Consider the following 19,346-nt stretch of genomic DNA (forward strand, 5'->3'; position numbering starts at 1 on the left):
CTTGAGTCGTGGGGGGCCCGGCAGCGCCGGAGGTGGGGTCGCCGGTCAGGCGAGGCGTTCGAGGAGCGCGGTGCCGCGCGGATCGATGTCGTCGTGCTCGAACTCGGCGACCACGCGGCCGCCCGCCATGACGAGCACGCGGTCGCACATCATCGCCTCCGATATCTCGGAGCTCGCGATGATCACGGTCCCGCCCGAGGCGGCGAAGGCTCGGAGGAGCTCGTACATGTCCTCCTTCGCGCCGACGTCGACACCGCGGGTCGGCTCGTCGCAGACGAGCAGCGAGGAGGAGCGCACGAGCCAGCGGGCGAGGATGCCCTTCTGCTGCGTGCCTCCGCTCAGGGTCTTCATCGACTGGTTGACGCTCGAGACCTTCATCCCGAGCCGGTCGATCATGTCGAGGGCCACCCGGCGCTCGCGCCTGGTGTCGATGACGGAGAAGCGGCTGAACATCGGCATGCTCGCGAGCGTGATGTTCGCGGCGACGCCCAGGTCGGGCACGAAGCCCTGCGCCTTGCGGTCCTGGGGCAGCAGTCCGATCCCGTGGCGGATGGCGTCCCGCGGCGACGAGAAGCCGACCTTCTCCCCCGCGACCGTCATCCGGCCCGAGGTCTTCCTGCGGGCGCCGGCGAGCAGGCCCGCCAGCTCCGACTGACCGCTGCCGATGAGACCCGCGATGCCGAGGACCTCGCCGCGGCGGAGCTCGAACGAGACGTCCTCGACCCGGCCCTCCTCGCACAGGCCCGAGACCGAGAGCAGGACCTCGTCGCCTCCGCCGGAGCCCAGCCGGGGGCTGCGCTCCCCACGGAGGGCGGCGTCGGCGATCGAGCCCTCGAGGCTCTTGCCGATCATCGCCGTGACGACCTCCGCCGGCGTGCTGTCGGCCGTCGCCATGCTCGCCGCGGCGACGCCGTCGCGCAGGACCGTCACCGCGTCGCAGAGCGAGTAGACCTCGTCCATCCGGTGCGAGATGAAGATCAACGTGACGCCCTCGGCCGCGAGCTTGCGCAGCACGGTGAAGAGCTTCAGAACATCGGGTCGCGGGAGGGTCGAGGTCGGCTCGTCGAGCAGCAGCACCCGCGCGTTCTTGCGGAGGGCCTTCGCGAGCTCGACCGCCTGCTGCTCGGCGACCGAGAAGCTCGAGACGGGCAGGCGCACGTCGAGGTCGAAGCCGACCCTGGCGAGCGCCGTGCGGGCCTCGGCGTTCATCCGCGCCCAGTCGACCCGCCCCGCCGTCAGCGGCAGCTGTCCGAGGAAGATGTTCTCGGCCACCGTCAGCGACGGCACGAGGCTGAGCTCCTGGTAGATCGTGTGGATGCCCGCGGCCTGCGCGTCGGCGGGATCGCGGAACCGCTGGGCGACTCCGTCGAGCGAGATGGCCCCGGCGTCGGGGGTCTCGGCGCCGGAGATCATCTTGACGAGCGTCGACTTGCCCGCTCCGTTCTGACCCGCCAGAGCATGGATGCTCCCGCGCCTCACCGCGAAGCTGACTCCTTTGAGGGCACTGACCCCGGGGTAGCTCTTGGTGATCCCCTCGAGGAGGAGCTCGACCGGACGGTCGTCGACGGGTGCGGTGCTCACTCGTCGTCCGTGGCGCGCACGTAGGTGTCCTCGGCGATGTAGTACTCGGAGGCGTTCGCCGGCGTCACGACGGTCGTGTCGATGTAGAGGGTCTTGTCGGGGCAGGCTCCGGTGTCGCCGTTGTAGGCGGCGACCGCCATGCGCACGGCCTCGGCACCCTGGTCCCACGGCTGGTTGGAGGCGGTCGCGATCAGCGGACCGGTCGGGTCGTCGACCATCTGCTTGACCGAGACCATGCCTCCGTCGTAGCTCGCCAGGAGCACGTCGGGGCCCCACAGGCCCGCCTGCTGCAGACCCTGGATGACCCCGCCGTTCATGACGTCGCTCATGCTGTAGACGATGTTGAGGTCGGGATTCGCGGTCGCCGCGTCGCGGATCGGGTCGAGCGCCTTGTCGGGCTTCCACTCGCCGTACTTCGTGTCGAGGTAGGTCACCTCGACGTCGGGGTGCTCGGCCATGACGGCGTCGAAGCCCTCCTTGAAGCCGTTGAAGCGCAGGTCGCTGAGCACGTCTCCCGGGAATCCACCGATGCCGACGATCTTCACGGGCTTGTCGCCGAAGCGCTCGAGCGCCTGGTTCGCCGCCTCGGTGCCGGCGAGCGATCCGGTGTACTCCTGGTCCTCGGCGACGTAGCAGAACATGTCCGGCACGAGGGAGGCGTCGAGGCTCGAGTTGACGGTGACCAGCGGGATCCCGGCGTCGGCCAGGGAGGCGACCGAGGGGCCCACGCCGATCGGATCGTTGGGGTTCATGATGACGACGTCGACGTTCTTGGTCTCGAGGGTCTGCACGTCGGAGTTCTGACGGACGGTGTCGCCGTTGGCATCGAGCAGCTGGATCGTGGCGCCCAGCTTGTCGGCCTCGGCCTGGCCGCCCTCGACGAGGGTCTTCCACCAGTCGCTGCCGCTGATGCCGCGCTGACTCCAGCCGATGACGAGGCCCTCGCCGCTCGCCTTGTCCTCGGAGGAGACGGCGGTGCCGGCGCGGCACCCGGTGAGGGCGAAGGCGGCGGTGACGAGGAGGGTGGTGCCGACGAGCAGTCGTCGTCGGGTACGGGTGTTCTCGCGCATGATCATGGGTTCCACTTCTTTGTGAGAGTGATCGGGAGTCCTGGGGGTGGTACCCGGGCCGCCGGAGAGAGCGGCGGCCCGGGTGTTCGTGCGCGGCTGCGCCGCGGTCGGGGGAGCTAGACGTTCGAGTCCTGGAGCTGCAGGGTCTCCTCATCGGCCTGCAGCTCGCTCGCGGCGGGGACGTCGATCGCCGTGAACACACCGCGCTCGATGAGCAGGTCGATGTTCCGCTGGCGCGTGGCGCGCTCGCGGTCGAGCCAGCCGGTCTCGGGCGGAGCGTCGAGGTACTGGTTCTTCGGGTAGATCGGCTTCGCGTAGATCGCCGCGTACTGCTCGGTGCGGAGGTCCTTGAAGCCGTTGAAGACGCCGTTCGACTGGCGGGCGCGGCGCAGGGCGTCGATGTCGATCACGGTGCTGACGAAGCTGTCGCCCGGGGTCAGTCCCTCCTGCTTGACGATGACCTTGCCCTTGTGGTCGACGATCATCGACTGGCCGCCGAAGAGGTCGTTGAGCACGCCGTCGGGGCCGAGCTCGGGGCCGAGGTTCGGCGCGACCACGATCGCGTTGTTGAACATCGCGTGGGCGCGGTTCTGCACCTCCCACATCCCGTTCATCGTCTGCGGCTCGATGAGCGTGGCTCGGATGATGACCTCCGCGCCGTTCATGGCCAGGCCGCGGGCGATCTCGGGGTACGCGCCCTCGTGGCAGATCACGTAGCCGATGTTGCCGATGTCGGGCGTCTTGGCGACGGGGTAGATCGCCTCGAGCGCGTCTCCGCCGCCCTTCTTCTCGACCCACTCGTCCCAGAGGTCGTGCGGGTTGGTGGTTCCGAGGGTGCCGCCCTCGAAGCCGTCGCTCGTCGCCTTCGCGCGGCGGTACACGACCTCGCCCGAGGGGTCGATCATGAACGCGACGTTGAAGTAGCGCCCGGGGAAGTCGTCGTCGGCGACGAGGTAGAGCTCGCCGGCGATGTAGGTGTTCAGCTCGCGGGCAGCCTTCGCGAGCTCGTCGGTCTCGGGTCCGGGGATGGTGCGCGCGAACTTCTTCTCCGCGTCGCGGTCGCCCGCCTTGAAGGCCATGTGCATGCCCTGGATCGCCATCTCGGGGATCACCACGAGCTTCACGGGGTAGCCCTCGGTCGAGGCCATGCCGACAGCGGTGCGCATGAAGCCGATGATGCGCTTCGTGTTGCGGACCGCGTCCTCCGGCTCGACGATCGGGATCTGCAGGGGCGAGAGGGCAACGACGGTGTACGGCTCAGTCACGTCAACTCCTTTGTTGTGAGGTGGATGTGGCGATGTTAGCGCACTATCAGCACGATGCAACAGGACCCTGAGGATTGGCCTCTGCGAGCGCTCAGCGACGCCGCACGCCCCACCTGTGGGCCCGATAGTGGATTTGAACAGGTAATCTCTTTGGGGCATGAGCCTCGCCTTGGGATTCAGCGAAGAACTGTCGCTCCTGAGTTAGCGCACCATTGCGGCCAGCGCCGCCTGCCGCAGGGCCTCCCCGGGCGCGCTCCTGGTGCTAGCCGGGGCGGCGAGGGATCCAGCAGCGCACCCGATCGCGGTAGCGGCGGAAGGAGTCGCCGAAGCGCGCCTCGAGGTCGGCCTCCTCGAGCGGGCGGACGGCGTAGTTCCACATCAGCGAGCCGAGCAGCGCGTAGACCACGACCAGCCACGACGACAGCAGCAGGCCGACCGCGACCCCCTGGCTGATCCCCGCGACCGCCATTGGGTTGCGCACCCAGCGGTAGGGGCCGGCGATCACGAGCCGGTTCGGCATGGCGATCGGCAGGGGCGTGCCGTCGCCGAGCAGCGACATCGACAGCGCCGACCAGAGTCCGAGGGCGCTCGCCAGCACGAGCAGCGCCAGGCCGGCCGGCCACGCGATCGGCGGGAACGGGACCGTGACCGCCCAGCGCGCCTCCAGGACCGCGATCACGACGGGGAGGACGACGAGTGCGCCGCCCCAGAACACGACGATCTGCCCGAGAGTGGCGGCGAGGTGCACGAGGGGGCGACGACCGGAGGAGGCGACCCGGAACGCGAAGGGACCGGAGGCGATCCAGCGGGTGGGGATGCGGCCGAGCACGAGGAGGCAGAGGGCGGCGACCGAGCCGCAGGACGCGGCGAGCATGGCGAGGACGCCCCAGCCCGCCTCCGCGGTGACGGTCGCGTAGACGGCGAGCGCTGCGGTGACGAGGAGAGTCCAGCCGGTCGCGAGCCGGGCTGCCCAGCGCACGCCCGCGGCGGCGAGGGCGGAGGCGCCGACGAACAGCGGGAGGTCGAGCGCAGCGATCGGGAGCGGGTCGAGCGAGCCGAGGGTCGCGGTGCGCACGAGCGGGACGAGGGCCACCCCGATCCACCAGGCGGCGCCGCCGAGGGCCTGCGCGGCGAAGTACGTGCGCCCCCACTGCATGGCTGCGACGGTACACGGCCGCGCGCGGGTCGCTCGCCGGGCCGCGACTCCTCAGGAGTTGCGGTAGTCGCGTCCGATTACCGCAACTTCTGAGGAACGGCGGGGCGGAGCGAGCGTCGGACGTACGAGAGTCCAGGAGTTGTCGTACTGGGACGCCGAGTACGACAACTCCTGGACTCTCGCGGCGGGGAGCGGCGTTGACTGCGCTGTCAATACGTGGTCTACTCCTTGCACGGCGCGTTGACTGCGCTGTCAAGCCGCGAACGGCGCATCGAGCGAAGGAGCTGGATCCAGTGGACGCACACCACGCACCGCCCGCAGACCCCGCCCGCCGCGTCTCGATGGCCGACGTCGCCCGCGTCGCCGGCGTGAGCCAGAAGACCGTGTCGCGCGTCGTCAACGCCGAGGCGCACGTCTCGCCCGCCATCGCCGACCGCGTCACCGCCGCGATCCGCTCGCTCGGGTTCCGCCCCAACGCCGCCGCCCGCACACTCGCCTCGCAGCGCAGCCGGAGGATCGGCATGGTCACGATGGGCACGTCGCTGTACGGCCCGTCCGCGATCCTCGACGGCGTCGAGCACGCCTCCCGGGCCGCCGGCTACTTCCTCAGCGTCGTCCGCACGCTCGAGAACAGCGGCAGCGAGCTGCAGACCGCCGTCGACACGCTGCTCGACCAGGGCGTCGACGGCATCATCCTCTCGGAGCCGGTCGACTTCGGGCACCCGCAGCTGCGCATCCCCGCGGGCGTGACCGTGCTCAGCTTCGATCACCCGAGCGAGAACCACCGCCCCGAGGAGCTCGTCGTCGGCACCGACGAGGCCGGAGCGGCCCGCAGCGCGACCGAGCACCTCCTCGCCCTCGGCCACGAGACCGTCTGGCACATCGCCGGCGCGAGCACCTGGTCGGCCACCCGCCGCCGCATCGACGGCTGGCGCGCCGCGCTCGCCGACGCCGATGCGGCCGAGCCGCCCGTGCTGAGCGGCGACTGGAGCCCGCGCTCGGGCGCCGAGGCGATGGCGTCGATCCTGCACCGCCCCGACGTCACCGCCGTGTTCGCCGCCAACGACCAGATGGCGGTCGGCGCGATCCATGCCGCCGAGGCCGCCGGTCTGCGCGTCCCCGGCGACATCAGCGTCGTCGGGTTCGACGACGACCCCCTCTCGGAGTTCCTGCACACTCCCCTCACCACGGTGAAGCAGGACTTCGCCGAGGTCACCCGGATCGCCATGCACCGCATGATCCGCACGCTCGACGGCCACGCGCCCGCCGACCGCCACCGCTCCGTCCCCGCCCAGCTGATCGTCCGCGCCTCCTCAGGCCCGGCGAGCGCCGCGCGGGCCTCGGTGCGGCCCGCCCCTCCGACACCCGTCCCCTAGGCACACCCCACGGAGGCGTCCGCCTCCCGCGCCCGATCCCCGCGGCACCGCGGTCCTTCCGGCGCGCCCTCACGCGACCCCGCCCCCTCCCCGAGGAGTACCCATGCACCCCCTCTCACCCGCGCTCTCGCGACGCGGGCTGCTCCGCCTCGGCGCCGCGGCCGGCGGATCGGCGGCCCTCGCCTCCCTCCTCGCCGCGTGCTCGACCACCGGCCCGCAGGCCGCGCTCACCAGCGGAGCCGTCGACCTCTCGTTCTGGACCCACGACGACGGCTACGTGACGTTCTTCACCGAGGCCCTCCCGCTCGCCGACGAGCGCACCGCCTTCGCCCGCTCTCGGACTCGTCGCAGTACACGCTGCCGCTGGGGCTCAACATCCTGTTCGCCTCGGAGAACCGCTCGTACGACCTCGTCCTGGCCGGTGCGGTGCTGGCCTCGGTTCCGACCATCCTGGTCTTCTTCCTGCTGCGCAAGCAGCTGCTCGACGGGCTCACCGCGGGCGCCGTCAAGGGCTGACGCCCTCCTCCTCTCCCTCTTTCCTGAACGCGTCTGAAAGGCGACCATGCAGCACCTCACCGATCGCATCCTCTTCGGCGCGGCCTACTACCACGAGTACCAGCCCACCTCCCGGCTGGGCAGCCGCGACCTCGCCGAGGACCTCCGGCTGATGAAGGCGGCGGGCTTCACCGTCATCCGCGTCGGCGAATCGGTGTGGTCGACCTGGGAGCCCGAGAACGGGGTGTTCGAGCTCGACTGGCTGCAGCCGGTGCTCGATGCGGCGCACGAGCAGGGGATCGCGGTGGTGCTCGGCACGCCGACCTACGCGGCTCCGATGTGGCTCGCGCGGCTCTACCCCGAGATCAACGTGCAGCGCTCGACCGGGCAGCCGATGGGCTGGGGCGCGCGGCAGGAGATCGACTACTCGCACCCGGCCTTCCTCTTCCACGCCGAGCGCGTCGTCCGGAGGATCGTGGAGCGCTACGCCGCGCACCCCGCCGTCATCGGGTTCCAGGTCGACAACGAGCCGGGCAACGAGATCTTCGCCAACCACCAGGTCTTCCAGCGCTTCGTCGACCACCTGCGCACGCGGTACGGCACGGTCGAGGCTCTCAACGACGAGTGGGGGCTCACCTACTGGTCGCACCGGCTGTCGACCTGGGCCGACCTCTGGACGCCCGACGCGAACCTCCAGCCGCAGTACGACCTGGCGTGGCGCCGGTTCCAGGCGTCGCTGACCACCGGATTCATCGACTGGCAGGCCGAGATCGTGCGCGAGATCACCGCGCGGATCGGCCGCGACGACCAGTTCGTGACGACCTGCATCTCGTACGAGCGCAAGACCGTGCAGGACGAGGTGCTCGCGTCGGGCCTCGACGTGACCGCCGGCAATCCCTACTACCGGATGCAGGACGGCCTCGCGCTGCCCGACGCCCGGCCGTTCGATCAGCACTGGACCACCTCCGGCACCTGGGCGCTCTACGCCACCGCCGACCGCATGTACGGGTCGAAGCAGGCGCCGTTCCTCGTGACCGAGACCGACGCGCAGGCGATCGGCATGCCGTGGCAGAACGAGCCCGGCTTCGACGGGCAGTGGCGCCAGGCCGCGTGGGCTCTGGTCTCGCGGGGCGCCACGATGATCGAGTACTGGCACTGGCACACGCTGCACCACGGGGCCGAGACGTACTGGGGAGGCATCCTGCCGCACTCGCAGGAGCCCGGCCGCGTCTACCAGCAGATCGCGGCGCTCGGGGCCGACTTCGCGGCGGCCGGCGACCGGGTGACCGAGCTCGTCCCCGACTCCGATGTGGCGCTGCTGTTCTCGAACGAGAGCAAGTGGGCGCTGGAGGAGTACCCGGCGTTCAGCGACTCGGCGCACGGCACGCCCGACTCGCGGGGGGTGCCGGTGGCGTCGGGGCGCACGTTCCAGACCGCGTTCGACGCGTTCGCGCGCGGGACGTTCGACGCGGGGCTCTCGGCGCGGACCGTGCATCCGTCGCAGCTCTCGGATCCCGGGGCGTTCGCCGTCGCGCATCCGGTGCTGGTCGCGGCCGCGTTCACCATCGCGACCGACGCCGAGCTGCAGTGGCTCGAGGCGTACGCGGCCGCGGGCGGGCACCTGATCGTGGGCGTGCGCACCGGCTACGAGGACGAGGAGGCGCGCGCGCGGCTGCAGCGCAAGCCCGCGTTCCTCGACGTCGCGGCGGGCGTCCACTACGACGAGTTCGCGAATCTGGCGGTGCCGCTGCCGCTGGTGGCCGAGGGCGGGTTCGTGCTGCCGGACGGCGCGTGCGCGACGCTGTGGGCCGACGGCGTGCAGGTCGACGACGCGACAGTGCTGGTGCGCTACGAGCACCCGCACTACGGACGCTTCCCGGCCGTGACGACGCGGGAGCACGGGGCGGGGCGGGTCACGTACGTGGGCACGGTTCCGGATCTCGCGCTCGCGCGGGCGCTGATGGAGTGGGCGGTGGGTGATGTGTCGTCGGCGTGGCGACGCGACTCCGCGTCGCAGACGGTGACGAGCGCGACGAACCGGCACGCGGAGCGCATCCGCTTCGTGCACAACTGGTCGTGGGAGCCGTCGACGTTCACGCTGCCGGACGCCGCCTCGGACGTGCTCTCGGGCGAGGCGCTGCCCGCGGGCGCGGTGCTCGAGCTCGGGCCGTGGGACGTGCGCGTGCTCGCGACGGAGGCCTGAGCGCGGCCCGCCCCCCACTCCTCGATAGTTGTCGTACTCGGCGTTCGAGTACGACAACTTCTGGAGTCTCGACGCGCGGGCCCGGCGCCCGCGCTCGTCCAGAACGCGAGAGTTGGAGTAGTCGACGCTCGAGTACGACAACTTTCGGAGGCTCGGCTGCAGCAGACCCGCGCCCGCGCGGCAGGATGGGCGGCATGCAGACGAGCAGCCCCGCCGCCGTGAGCGCGTGAGCGCCGCGCACCCCCTCCGCGTGCGGATGCGGCCGCGCGCGATCGACGAGCCGCACCGGGTGTCGTCGCCGCTCGAGCTGCTCGTCGACCTGACGTTCGTCGTCGCGATCGCGCAGATCGTCACCCAGCTCGCGCACGCCACTGAGGAGGGGCACCTCGGCGAGACCGTGGGCCCTTTCGCGATGGTCTTCTTCGCGATCTGGTGGGCGTGGATGAACTTCACGTGGTTCGCCTCCGGCTACGACACCGACGACGTGCCCTACCGCCTGCTGACGATGGCGCAGATGGGTGGCGTGCTCGTGCTCGCCGCGGGCGTCCCGAGCGCGTTCGAGGAGGGCGACCTCACCGCGATCACGGTCGGCTACGCGATCATGCGGTTCGCGCTCGTGAGCCAGTGGATCCGCGTCGCGGTGTCGACTCCCGAGCACCGCACCTCGGCCCTGCGCAGCGCCGTCGGCTTCTCGGTCGTGCAGGTCGGCTGGCTGCTGCGCCTCCTGCTGCCGCCCGAGCTCGCGACCGTGAGCTTCGTCGTGCTCGCCGCGCTCGAGCTGTGCGTGCCGCTCTGGTCGGTGCGTGCGGGCGACCCGAGCTGGCATCCGCACCACATCGCCGAGCGGTACGGGCTGTTCACGATCATCCTGCTCGGCGAGGGCGTGCTCGCGGCGGTCACCGGCGTGCAGCGCGCCCTGTCCGAGGGAGGCGTCAGCCCCTCGCTCGTGCTCGTGTCGGCCTGCGCTCTGGTCATCGTCTTCGCACTGTGGTGGCTCTCGTACCTGCACCCCTCGGGCGAGCTGCTCGAGCGCAGACGCGGCCTGTCGTACCTGTGGGGGTACGCGCACTTCGGGGTCTTCGCGGCACTGGCCGCCCTCGGCTCCGGGCTCGAGGTGTCGGTCGCGGCGACGGCCGGCCACCTCGAGGCGGCCGACGTGGTGGTCGGAGCCGCGGTGGCGGTGCCGGTCGCCGCGTACCTGCTGCTGCTCTGGGCGGTGCACTCCCCGCTCGGCGAGGAGCAGCCGATGCCGGCCCGGCTGGTGCTGCCCGCCGTGTCCGCCGTGCTCGCGACGCCGCTGCTCGCGGAGCCCCTCGGCGTGGGCGGAGTGCTGATCGCGCTCGGGCTGATCTGCGCGGCGCTGGTGACCCTGGCGGTGGCGCGCACGCGCTGATCCACCCCGCGAGCCGCGCCCGCACCCGGTGTCCGAAAAACGCAGGGCGACCCCGTCCGTTCGGATACCCCCACTAGGGTGACGCTACTCACGGCCGGCGCGCCCGGACGTGGACCGGATCCGCGCTGCGATCCCTCGGGAGGTGCCGACCGGCAGACGTCCCGACCGCTCGCGGAACCCCTCCATCAGAGGAGCCCTCCGCACCCCCACGGCTGGAGTCCCCTTGGAGCACCCTCTCCCCCTCTCGTCCCGGACGGCGTCGACCGGCACCTCCGTCGGCCTCCTCTCGACGTTCCCGCCCACGCGCTGCGGCCTCGCCACCTTCTCGGAGGCGCTCGCGGGCGCCCTCGTCGCCGACCACGGCGCCTCGATCCGCACCGTCCGCGTGATGGACGAGCTCGCGATCCCCGGCTCGACTCCTCCGATGCCCGGTGTCGAGGTGGTGGCCGAGCTCGTCGCCGGCGACCGCGCGAGCATCGAGCACGCCGCCGCCGAGCTCAACCGGGCGGAGGTGGCGGTCATCCAGCACGAGTACGGCATCTTCGGCGGTCGCGACGGCGACGAGGTCCTCGCCGTCATGGAGGAGCTCCTCGTCCCGGCGATCGTCGTCCTGCACACCGTCCTCGAGACGCCCAGCGACAACCAGCGCCTCGTGCTCGAGCGCGTCGCCGCCCTCGCCGACGCCGTCGTGGTCATGACAGAGGTGGCCGCCGAGATCCTCGAGCGCTGCTACTCCGTCGAGACCCGCAAGGTCGGAGTGATCGCGCACGGGGTCCCCGTCTGGACCGGCGGCCGCGCCACGGGCACCGGCGCCCCGCAGATCATCACCTGGGGCCTGATCGGCCCGGGCAAGGGCATCGAGTGGGGCATCCGCGCGATGGCCGAGCTGCGCGAGCTCGGAGTCCGCGCCCGCTACACGGTCTACGGGCAGACGCACCCCAAGGTCGTCGCGTCGCAGGGCGAGGCGTACCGCGACTCGCTCGCCGCGCTGATCACCGAGCTCGGGCTCGAGGACGACGTCGTGCTCGACGGCCGCTACCTCGACGCGGGCCAGCTCGCCGGCGCGGTGTCGGAGGCCGATGCGGTGCTGCTGCCCTACGACTCCCGCAACCAGGTCACCTCGGGCGTGCTCGTCGAGGCGCTCGCGGCCGGTCGCCCCGTCGTCGCGACCTCGTTCCCGCACGCGCTCGAGCTGCTCGGCGGCCCCCAGGGTCGCGCGGTCGCCCACCAGGATCCGGCCGCGATGGCGCTCGCCCTGCGCGCCGTGCTGAGCGGGACCGATGCCGCGACCGACATCGCGCCGACCCCCGACTCGACGATGCTCTCGTGGCCCGAGGCAGCCGGCCGCTTCCTCGCGCTGGCCGAGCGCCTCCGCCTGGAGCGTGCGGCGTGACCGGCCCGGCCACGCCCCTCCCCTACACGCACCTCGACGCCCTCACCGATCAGCGAGGGCTCTTCGAGCACGCCGAGCTCGACCGGCCCCGGCGCGAGCACGGCTACTGCGTCGACGACGCGGCGCGCGCGCTGATCGTCGTGGCGCAGGAGCCGGAGCAGTCGCACCGCACGCGCCGCCTCACCGAGCAGTACCTCCGGTTCCTCGAGGGGGCGACGGAGGCGGACGGCACCGTCCACAACCGGATGTCTCCCGAGGGCGAGTGGACCGACGACTCCGACGTCGGAGACTGGTGGGGCCGCAGCGTCTGGGCCGCCGGAGTCGTCGCCGCAAGCGCGGAGCTGCCGCTGACCCGGCGCCGCGCGATGAAGCTGTTCCAGCACCTCGTCGAGCAGCGCTCGCCGCACCTGCGCTCGATGACCTTCGCGGTGCTCGGCGCGGCCGAGGTGATGGCGGTGCGCCCGCACTCCGCGGCCGCCGCCCAGCTCCTCCGCGACGCCGCGCTGCCGCTGCTCGACGGCTCCGACCCCGCGTGGCCGTGGCCCGAGGCACGGCTGCGCTACGCCAACGGCTGCATCCCCGAGGCGCTGCTCGCTGCGGGCGAAGCGCTGGCCGATCCGGTGCTGCTCGAGCGCGGTCTCGAGTCGCTGGCGTTCCTGCTCGAGATCGAGTCTCTCGACGGGCACCTCTCGGTCACCGGATGGTCGGGGCGCGATCCCGACGAGCGCGGCAGCCCGATGTTCGACCAGCAGCCGATCGAGGTCGCGGCGATCGCGGCGGCCTGCGCCCGCGCGCTGACCCTCGAGGAGGATCCGCTCTGGCGCGAGGGTCTGGCCTCGTGCTGGGCCTGGTTCCACGGGGTGAACGACTCCGGGACCCCCATGGTCGACGTCGCCACCGGCGCCGGCTTCGACGGCCTCGAACCGGGCGGCCGCAACGAGAACCGGGGCGCGGAGTCGACCGTCGCCGCCCTGCACACCTCGCTCGTCGTCCGCCGCGCCGGCCTCATGCCGACCCGCGCCGGCGATCGGCTCGCCGCACTGACGAGCATCGCGGCGGTGACCGGATGACCCCCGGGCTGCGCGTCCACGACGCGACCCTCGACTCCGATGCCTCGCGCGTGCTGTGGCAGCTCTACCTGCCGGGCTCGGCGCCGACCGAGACGCGCTCGCGGGTGAGCGAGATCCTCGAGCGGATCCGCGCCCTCGACGAGGACAAGCTGGCCGACGCTCTCAGCGACGTGCAGGCGATGTCGGCGGCCCGCGCGGCCGACGGCGACACGACCCTCCGTGAGCACGCCGCCGTCGAGGGGATCGCTGCCGACGACCCGCGCGTGCTCGTGATCGGAGCCGCGTTCACTGCCGAGTACGCGCTCGAGGGCGCGGCGCTCTGCAACCCCAGCGCGATGCCGCACCCCGACCAGTCGGGACTCGACGACGGGCAGCTGCGCGTCGCCCTCTCGGTCCGCCAGATCGGCGAGGGCCACCGCTCCTCGATCGGCTTCGCGTCGGCCGTCATCGGCCCGGGCCGCACCTGGGCGTTCGAGCACCGCGGAGGCGCTCCCGCCGCTCCCGAGATCTCCCCCGGCACGTGGACGGTCGCCGCGCTCCGTGCGGCACTCGGCCGCAACCCCGGCGAGGTCGCGCTCGCGGTCCTGCGCGCGCTGTCCGGTTCGTTCACCGCCGACGACCTCGAGCCCGTGATCGCGGCGCTGCCCGCCTCGCTCGCCCGCCGCCACGACGCTCCCGCCGCCTTCGCCCTTCTGCGCAGCACCGCGCGCTCGGCCTACCGCGCGTCCTTCCCGCACGGCGAGGCGCTCGCGCAGCGCACGCTGATCCCCTCCGCCGCGGAGGAGTCGCACGGCATGGAGGACGCCCGCTTCACCCTCGACGTGTCGGGCGAGTACCGCGCCACCTACACGGCCTACGACGGCTCGGCGATCTCGTCGCGCCTCCTCGTCTCGCGTGATCTGCAGACGTTCCAGACGCACCAGCTCACGGGCGAGCCCGCGGGCAACAAGGGCATGGCGCTGTTCCCGCGGCCGGTCGGCGGGGTGCTCTACGCGCTCAGCCGCACCGACGGCGACACCAACACGCTCGCCCGCTCGGACGACGGCCGGCACTGGGAGGACATCGCCGAGCTCGAGCCGCCGCGCCACCTCTGGGACGCGGTGCAGCGCGGCAACTGCGGGCCGCCGATCGAGACCGACCGCGGCTGGCTGGTCGTCACGCACGGCGTCGGGCCGCTGCGCCGCTACAGCCTCGGCGCGATGCTGCTCGACCTCGAGGATCCCCGCGTCGTGCTCGCGTCGCTGACGACTCCGCTGCTCGAGCCCGACGGCGAGCGGCAGGACGGCTACGTGCCCAACGTCGTCTACAGCTGCGGCTCGGTGCTGCACGAGGGCGTGCTCTGGATCCCGTTCGGCATCGGCGACGTGCGGATCGGGGTCGCCTCGATCGAGGTGGACGATCTGCTGGACGCGATGACGCCGTGACCGCCCTGCGCGTCGCGATGCTCGCGCCGATCGCGTGGCGGACCCCGCCGCGCCACTACGGACCGTGGGAGCAGGTCGCGAGCCTCCTGGCCGAGGGCCTCGTGCGCCGCGGAGTCGACGTCACGCTCTTCGCGACCGGCGACTCCGTGACCGCGGCCGCGCTGGAGTCGGTCGCCCCGACGGGCTACGCCGAATCGGGGCGCGACGGGCGGGTCTGGGAGGCGCTGCACATCGCCTCGGTGCTCGATCGCGCCTGGGACTTCGACCTCGTGCACAACCACCTCGACTGGCTGCCGCTCGCCCTCGCTGCTCAGTGGCCGGTGCCGGTGGTCACGACCGTCCACGGCTTCTCGGGGCCCGAGATCCTGCCCGCGTACCGCGAGGCGCTGCGGCACCCGCGCACCGCGCACCTGGTGTCGATCTCGTCGAGCGACCGCTCGCCCGAGCTCGAGTACGCGGCGACGGTGCACCACGGCATCGACGTCGACCAGTTCCCGGCCGGTCCCGGAGGCGACGACCTCGTGATCCTGGGACGCATCCACCCCGACAAGGGCACGGCCGAGGCGATCCGCATCGCCGCCGACGCCGGCCGGCGACTGGTGATCTGCGGCATCGTGCAGAGCGACAGCTACTGGCGCGAGGAGGTCGAGCCGTTCGTCGACGGCTCCCGCGTCGTGTACCGGGGCTCGGTCGGGCCCGAGGAGCGCGCCCAGGTGCTGGGGTCGGCGCTGGCGCTGCTGCACCCGATCGGCTTCGACGAGCCGTTCGGCCTGTCGGTCGTCGAGGCGATGGCGTGCGGCACCCCGGTGATCGCGTATCGGCGCGGATCGATGCCCGAGATCATCGACGAGGGCGTCACCGGCTTCTCGTTGGGGTCTCGTGCGGGGGCGGTCGCCGCGGTGCCGCGGGCGCGCCTCCTCGACCGCGCAGTCGTGCGCTCCGTCGCCCGTCGGCGCTTCGCGGTCGAGCGGATGGTCGACGACTACCTCGCGGTGTACGCCTCGGTGCTGGAGGGCTGAGCTCCCCGGCGAGACAGCGAACGGCGCCCCCCGTAACGCCTATGACGCCGCTGACCGACGCAGTACCTACCCGAGAAGAAGGGAACGGTTCGATCTGAGTGCCGACGACATCACCACACAAGTCCGCACCTTCACCGACCAGGGCCGACTTCCGATCCGCTCGCACCCCGCCCATTCTGGGGAATGGCCAGGGGCATCCGTGTCGGGATCCTCCCGCGGTCGTGAACGCGGGGATGGAGCGGCCGAGTGCCAGACGAAGGAACCATTCCTGACCCGAAGAACTTCACATGGTCTGGGAGCATCATTCGGATTCACTCCGATGCAGCAGCTGCTGTACGCGGTATCGGCGCCACGACCGGACCCTGGCCTCTTTCTGGAAGAGATGCGTTCTTCCTGAGGAGATGAGGGTCTGGTCTAGTACCAACCACGTTCCTTGCCGAAATCGTTGGCGCCGATACTGATTGAAACCCAAGGACCATCCAGACGGCCGCCAGCCATCTCTTGCATCGCCTGACCCGCGAACCACATGCGAAGTGACTCGAAGGAGTCACCATCGGGCATGGTGGTGAACGCGCGTCGAAGTTGTTCGATCACTTGGGAGGGGAGGACTGTTCCTGCTTCGATGTCTTCCGGCGTGTTGATGAGGGACTGCAGTGGCCCGAATACGTCTTCGCGAGAGTCGGGCCCGGCTGCCACCCGCTGAACCATGCCCCAGGCGTAGCTCTTCAACAATTGAGCTCGACTGACGAGGAATTGCACGAATTGGCGGCTCACCTCCGGATCCGCCACCACGACTTCCCAGCCGGGGAACTGATCCCAGACATGATCGCCGATCAACTCGGCCATCGACCAGCCACCGTTGGATACGCCGTCGATCGCCGGCGGAAAGGCCACAAGAGAGTAACTGTCTCCCGAGCGGAGCTGTTCGATGGCATCCCGCGAGACATCCGCTCCGGCAACTTCGACGAGAATCACGAACCCATCATCGCGCGGAACGACGTAGGCGACCCGATCACCCTCCTCGACACTGTTCGCTTGTGCGAGCAAGTAGTGGCTGCCGCTCGCCGAGCCTCTTCCCAGAGCGTCGAAAGCGACGTCGAATCCTTGCTGAAGAAGTTCCGCTCGGAAACCTCGATCCAGGAGCTCAGCGGTCATCTTCGCACCCGGGTGTTGTAGAGAACAATCACTGCAGTCCCTCTCATCCTCTCCAAGTCGGTCTGCCACAGTGCGACTCGGATGATCGAGACTGCATCATATTGGTCGGTGGGGCTCGGCCGTCCAGTCCCACTGTGAGTTCTTCGCCGACGCGGCGGACGAGCTCGACAGCCCACCTCGATCCGCACGCGACCGGGCGTCGGGGTGGGCGGAGTGGAGCACGGTCGCGCTCCGAACCGTCCACCGCCACGGCCTCGACTGTGAAAACCATCTGACACTCGGGTTTTTGCGGCACGCGTCTTGCCGGCCCCAGGAGGGGTGTGCATACTCGATCCCGAACAGCGATCGGTTTTCAGATCCTGTCTCGAGCTCAACGACGAGAGGAGTCGGCCGTGACGACAGCGAGCGGATCCGCTGCGGGGATGCCCTCGGGCATGACGACATCGACGGCGACCGTGCGGCGGGACCGGCAATTTCCCGAACCGACCGAACCGGCGAAGAAGTCGTACGTCTTCTGGCTCCTCGCCGCGCAGCTGATCTTCTTCATCGCCCTCCTCGGCCCCGCCGTTGTCGGCATCGGCATCAAGATCCAGGCGCTGGTCGACACCGGCGAGATCGCGCAGAACGGCGCGACCGGCGCGGCCGCGGTGCTCGGCGGGTTCGGAGCCCTCTTCGCCACCCTCGCCAACGTCGTCTTCGGCCGCCTCTCCGACCGCACGACCAGCCGGCTCGGCCGTCGCCGCATCTGGATCGTCGCCGGCACGGTGATCATGACCGTCGCCTTCGCGATCATGGCCCTCGCCCCGACCCTGCTGGTCGCGACGATCGGCTGGTCGCTGGCCCAGCTCGGCGCGAACATGGCGCTGGCGCCGTTCATCGCCACGATCGCCGACCAGGTGCCGCGGTTCCAGCGCGGCAAGATCACCGCCGCCATCGGCATCGCGCAGAACGTCGGCATCCTCGGCGGCACCTACGTCGCCGAGGCGTTCGCCGACCAGCTGCTCATCATGTTCGTGGGCCCGTCGGTCCTGGCGATCATCGTGATGGTCGTCTTCGCGGTCGTCCTGCCCGACCGCCGCCTGCCCGTCCGCCCGCCGCGCGCGACGCTCCGCGAGTGGGCCGAGACGTTCTGGGTGAGCCCCCGCAAGCACCCCGACTACGCGCTCGCCTGGTGGTCGCGCTTCCTGATCACCTTCGCGAGCTTCGGCTTCACCACGTTCCGCTTCTTCTACCTGCTCAATCACATCGAGGTCCCGGAGGGAGACATCCCGGGCGTCATCTCGACGAGCGTCCTGATCTACACGATCGGGCTCGTCGGCGCGAGCTACTTCGCCGGCTGGCTCTCGGACCGGATCGGCCGCCGCAAGGTCTTCGTCTGGAGCTCGACCGCGCTCTTCGCCATCGGCACGTTCGCGCTGATCTTCGTGCAGGACGTCGGCACCTTCTACGTGCTCGAGGCGATCCTCGGCGTCGCCTACGGCATCTACGTCGGCGTCGACCTCGCGCTCGTCGTCGACGTGCTGCCCGATCCCGAGAACTCGGGCAAGGACCTCGGCGTCTTCAACATCGCCAACGCACTCCCGCAGACGATCGCCCCGCTGATCGGCGGCATCCTCGTCTACGTCAGCGACCCGACCGGCAACAACTACGGCCTGTGGTTCTCGGTCTGCGCGGTCGCGGCGATCGTGGGCGCCCTGGTCATCTTCCCCATCAAGAAAGTGCGGTGAGGCGGCCCGGCTTAGTGCCTCCCGCGAGATGCCACTTGGGTACACGTTTCACGGCGTGTCGCGTACCCAAGTGGCATCTCGCGGTGGGGGTAGGGGCGCTGGGAGGATGAGCACGTGGAGATCCTGCGCGCGTACCGGGTGTCGGACGGCGCCGCGACGCTCGAGATGTTCCTCGCCGCGGTGACCGAGACCGCCGCCGCCGACTACTCCCCCGAGCAGATCCGCGCGTGGGCGCGCGCCGACGACCGCGATGTCTCGGCCTGGCATGCCGCGATGCAGGCCCGCCGGGCCTTCGTGATCGAGAGCGGAGGCGCCGTGGCCGGCTTCTCGGACGTCGCCCCGTCGGGCTTCATCGACATGATGTTCGTCTCGCCGCGGTTCCTCCGCCGCGGAGTCGCGACGCGCCTCCTCGCGCACGCCGAATCGCTCGCCGTGCGCGACGGCGCCGCCGAGCTGTCGGCCGATGTGAGCATCACGGCCCGCCCGTTCTTCGAGAGCCGCGGATTCACGGTCGTCGCGGAGCAGCACCCCGTGCGCGCGGGCGTCGCGCTGACCAACTTCCGGATGCGCAAGCCACTGCGCTGACGGCGGCGCACTCACTCGCCCGTCGGGCGCCTCCGCTGCTGTTTCGTCGCCGAGCGCTGCTGCTTGGCCGCGAGGTGGCGGCGGCCCGAGCCGCGCGTGGGCCGCGTCGGGCGGCGCGTAGCGGCCGGAGGCGCCAGCGCGGCGGCCACCAGATCGCGGAGCCGGTCGAGGGCGATCTCGCGGTTGCGCAGCTGCGAGCGCTCGCGCTGCACCGTCACCGTGATCGCACCCGCGACGAGGCGCTGCGCGAGGTGCTGGAGGATCCGCAGCCGCTGCTCGTCGCTGAGCGCCGTCGACTCCGCGACGTTCCACGTCAGCTGCACCCTGCTGTCCGAGGTGTTGACGTGCTGACCGCCCGGCCCGGAGGAGCGCGAGAACCTCCACTGCAGCTCCGACGCGGGGACGACCAGGTCGGGCCGCACCTCGAGATCCAT

15 protein-coding genes are annotated in these 19,346 nt (G+C 71.1%); 9 read left to right on the plus strand and 6 right to left on the minus strand.

Translation table 11 applies throughout. The annotated features are described in order from the left end of the window. Nucleotides 1-45: 45 nt before the first annotated feature. The 4 genes from ASG06_RS04840 to ASG06_RS04855 form a co-directional block, all read right to left on the minus strand. Nucleotides 46-1,581, minus strand: coding sequence for a sugar ABC transporter ATP-binding protein (locus ASG06_RS04840; RefSeq protein WP_056039254.1), 1,536 nt, complete (start codon nucleotides 1,579-1,581; stop codon nucleotides 46-48). Further along, nucleotides 1,578-2,657: a sugar ABC transporter substrate-binding protein gene (locus tag ASG06_RS04845; protein WP_231727612.1), complete on the minus strand. Its 1,080-nt coding sequence runs from the start codon at nucleotides 2,655-2,657 to the stop codon at nucleotides 1,578-1,580. The genes ASG06_RS04840 and ASG06_RS04845 overlap by 4 nt, the downstream gene beginning before the upstream one ends. Nucleotides 2,658-2,767: 110 nt before the next feature. Beyond that, complete coding sequence (locus tag ASG06_RS04850; RefSeq protein ID WP_056039257.1) at nucleotides 2,768-3,916, minus strand: nitrilase-related carbon-nitrogen hydrolase; 1,149 nt, start codon at nucleotides 3,914-3,916, stop codon at nucleotides 2,768-2,770. A 262-nt stretch (nucleotides 3,917-4,178) separates the two neighbouring features. Further along, on the minus strand, nucleotides 4,179-5,072 hold the full coding sequence (locus ASG06_RS04855) for a methyltransferase family protein (RefSeq protein ID WP_056039260.1): 894 nt from the start codon (nucleotides 5,070-5,072) through the stop codon (nucleotides 4,179-4,181). Nucleotides 5,073-5,365: 293 nt separating this feature from the next. On the opposite strand from ASG06_RS04855, the gene ASG06_RS04860 reads away from it, so the two are divergent. The 7 genes from ASG06_RS04860 to ASG06_RS04890 all read left to right on the plus strand — a co-directional run bounded on the left by ASG06_RS04860 (nucleotide 5,366) and on the right by ASG06_RS04890 (nucleotide 15,445). Continuing rightward, nucleotides 5,366-6,448, plus strand: coding sequence for a LacI family DNA-binding transcriptional regulator (locus tag ASG06_RS04860; RefSeq protein WP_197409357.1), 1,083 nt, complete (start codon nucleotides 5,366-5,368; stop codon nucleotides 6,446-6,448). Nucleotides 6,449-7,010: 562 nt separating this feature from the next. Beyond that, the gene (locus ASG06_RS04865) at nucleotides 7,011-9,146 is read left to right on the plus strand and encodes a beta-galactosidase (protein ID WP_056039261.1); all 2,136 of its coding nucleotides are present in this window, start codon (nucleotides 7,011-7,013) and stop codon (nucleotides 9,144-9,146) included. A gap of 226 nt (nucleotides 9,147-9,372) precedes the next feature. Continuing rightward, entirely contained in the window at nucleotides 9,373-10,539 is a 1,167-nt protein-coding gene (locus ASG06_RS04870; RefSeq protein ID WP_231727613.1) for a low temperature requirement protein A, read from the plus strand. A 223-nt stretch (nucleotides 10,540-10,762) separates the two neighbouring features. Next, a complete protein-coding gene (locus tag ASG06_RS04875; protein WP_056039264.1) occupies nucleotides 10,763-11,932 on the plus strand; it encodes a glycosyltransferase in 1,170 nt (389 codons plus the stop codon). Beyond that, nucleotides 11,929-13,002, plus strand: coding sequence for a hypothetical protein (locus ASG06_RS04880; protein WP_056039267.1), 1,074 nt, complete (start codon nucleotides 11,929-11,931; stop codon nucleotides 13,000-13,002). Before ASG06_RS04875 ends, ASG06_RS04880 begins: the two co-directional genes overlap by 4 nt. After that, entirely contained in the window at nucleotides 12,999-14,426 is a 1,428-nt protein-coding gene (locus ASG06_RS04885) for a glycoside hydrolase family 130 protein (RefSeq protein ID WP_056039270.1), read from the plus strand. The genes ASG06_RS04880 and ASG06_RS04885 overlap by 4 nt, the downstream gene beginning before the upstream one ends. Then, complete coding sequence (locus ASG06_RS04890) at nucleotides 14,423-15,445, plus strand: glycosyltransferase family 4 protein (RefSeq protein ID WP_231727614.1); 1,023 nt, start codon at nucleotides 14,423-14,425, stop codon at nucleotides 15,443-15,445. Before ASG06_RS04885 ends, ASG06_RS04890 begins: the two co-directional genes overlap by 4 nt. 414 nt (nucleotides 15,446-15,859) lie before the next feature. On the opposite strand, the gene ASG06_RS04895 is transcribed toward ASG06_RS04890, so the two are convergent. Then, on the minus strand, nucleotides 15,860-16,600 hold the full coding sequence (locus ASG06_RS04895; protein ID WP_056039273.1) for a hypothetical protein: 741 nt from the start codon (nucleotides 16,598-16,600) through the stop codon (nucleotides 15,860-15,862). A 392-nt stretch (nucleotides 16,601-16,992) separates the two neighbouring features. Between ASG06_RS04895 and ASG06_RS04900 the strand changes: the two genes are divergently transcribed. Together ASG06_RS04900 and ASG06_RS04905 are read left to right on the plus strand one after the other, a co-directional pair. Further along, on the plus strand, nucleotides 16,993-18,327 hold the full coding sequence (locus ASG06_RS04900) for an MFS transporter (protein WP_231727615.1): 1,335 nt from the start codon (nucleotides 16,993-16,995) through the stop codon (nucleotides 18,325-18,327). 114 nt (nucleotides 18,328-18,441) lie between these two features. Then, nucleotides 18,442-18,912 (plus strand): GNAT family N-acetyltransferase, encoded by a 471-nt coding sequence (locus ASG06_RS04905; protein ID WP_056039276.1) that lies wholly within the window; start codon nucleotides 18,442-18,444, stop codon nucleotides 18,910-18,912. Nucleotides 18,913-18,923: 11 nt separating this feature from the next. Here the strand turns inward: ASG06_RS04905 and arfB are convergent, their stop codons facing one another. Beyond that, nucleotides 18,924-19,346: an alternative ribosome rescue aminoacyl-tRNA hydrolase ArfB gene (gene arfB, locus ASG06_RS04910; protein ID WP_056039279.1), complete on the minus strand. Its 423-nt coding sequence runs from the start codon at nucleotides 19,344-19,346 to the stop codon at nucleotides 18,924-18,926.

It is taken from the genome of Rathayibacter sp. Leaf185, from assembly GCF_001423885.1.
In the GTDB taxonomy this organism is placed as follows: domain Bacteria; phylum Actinomycetota; class Actinomycetes; order Actinomycetales; family Microbacteriaceae; genus Rathayibacter.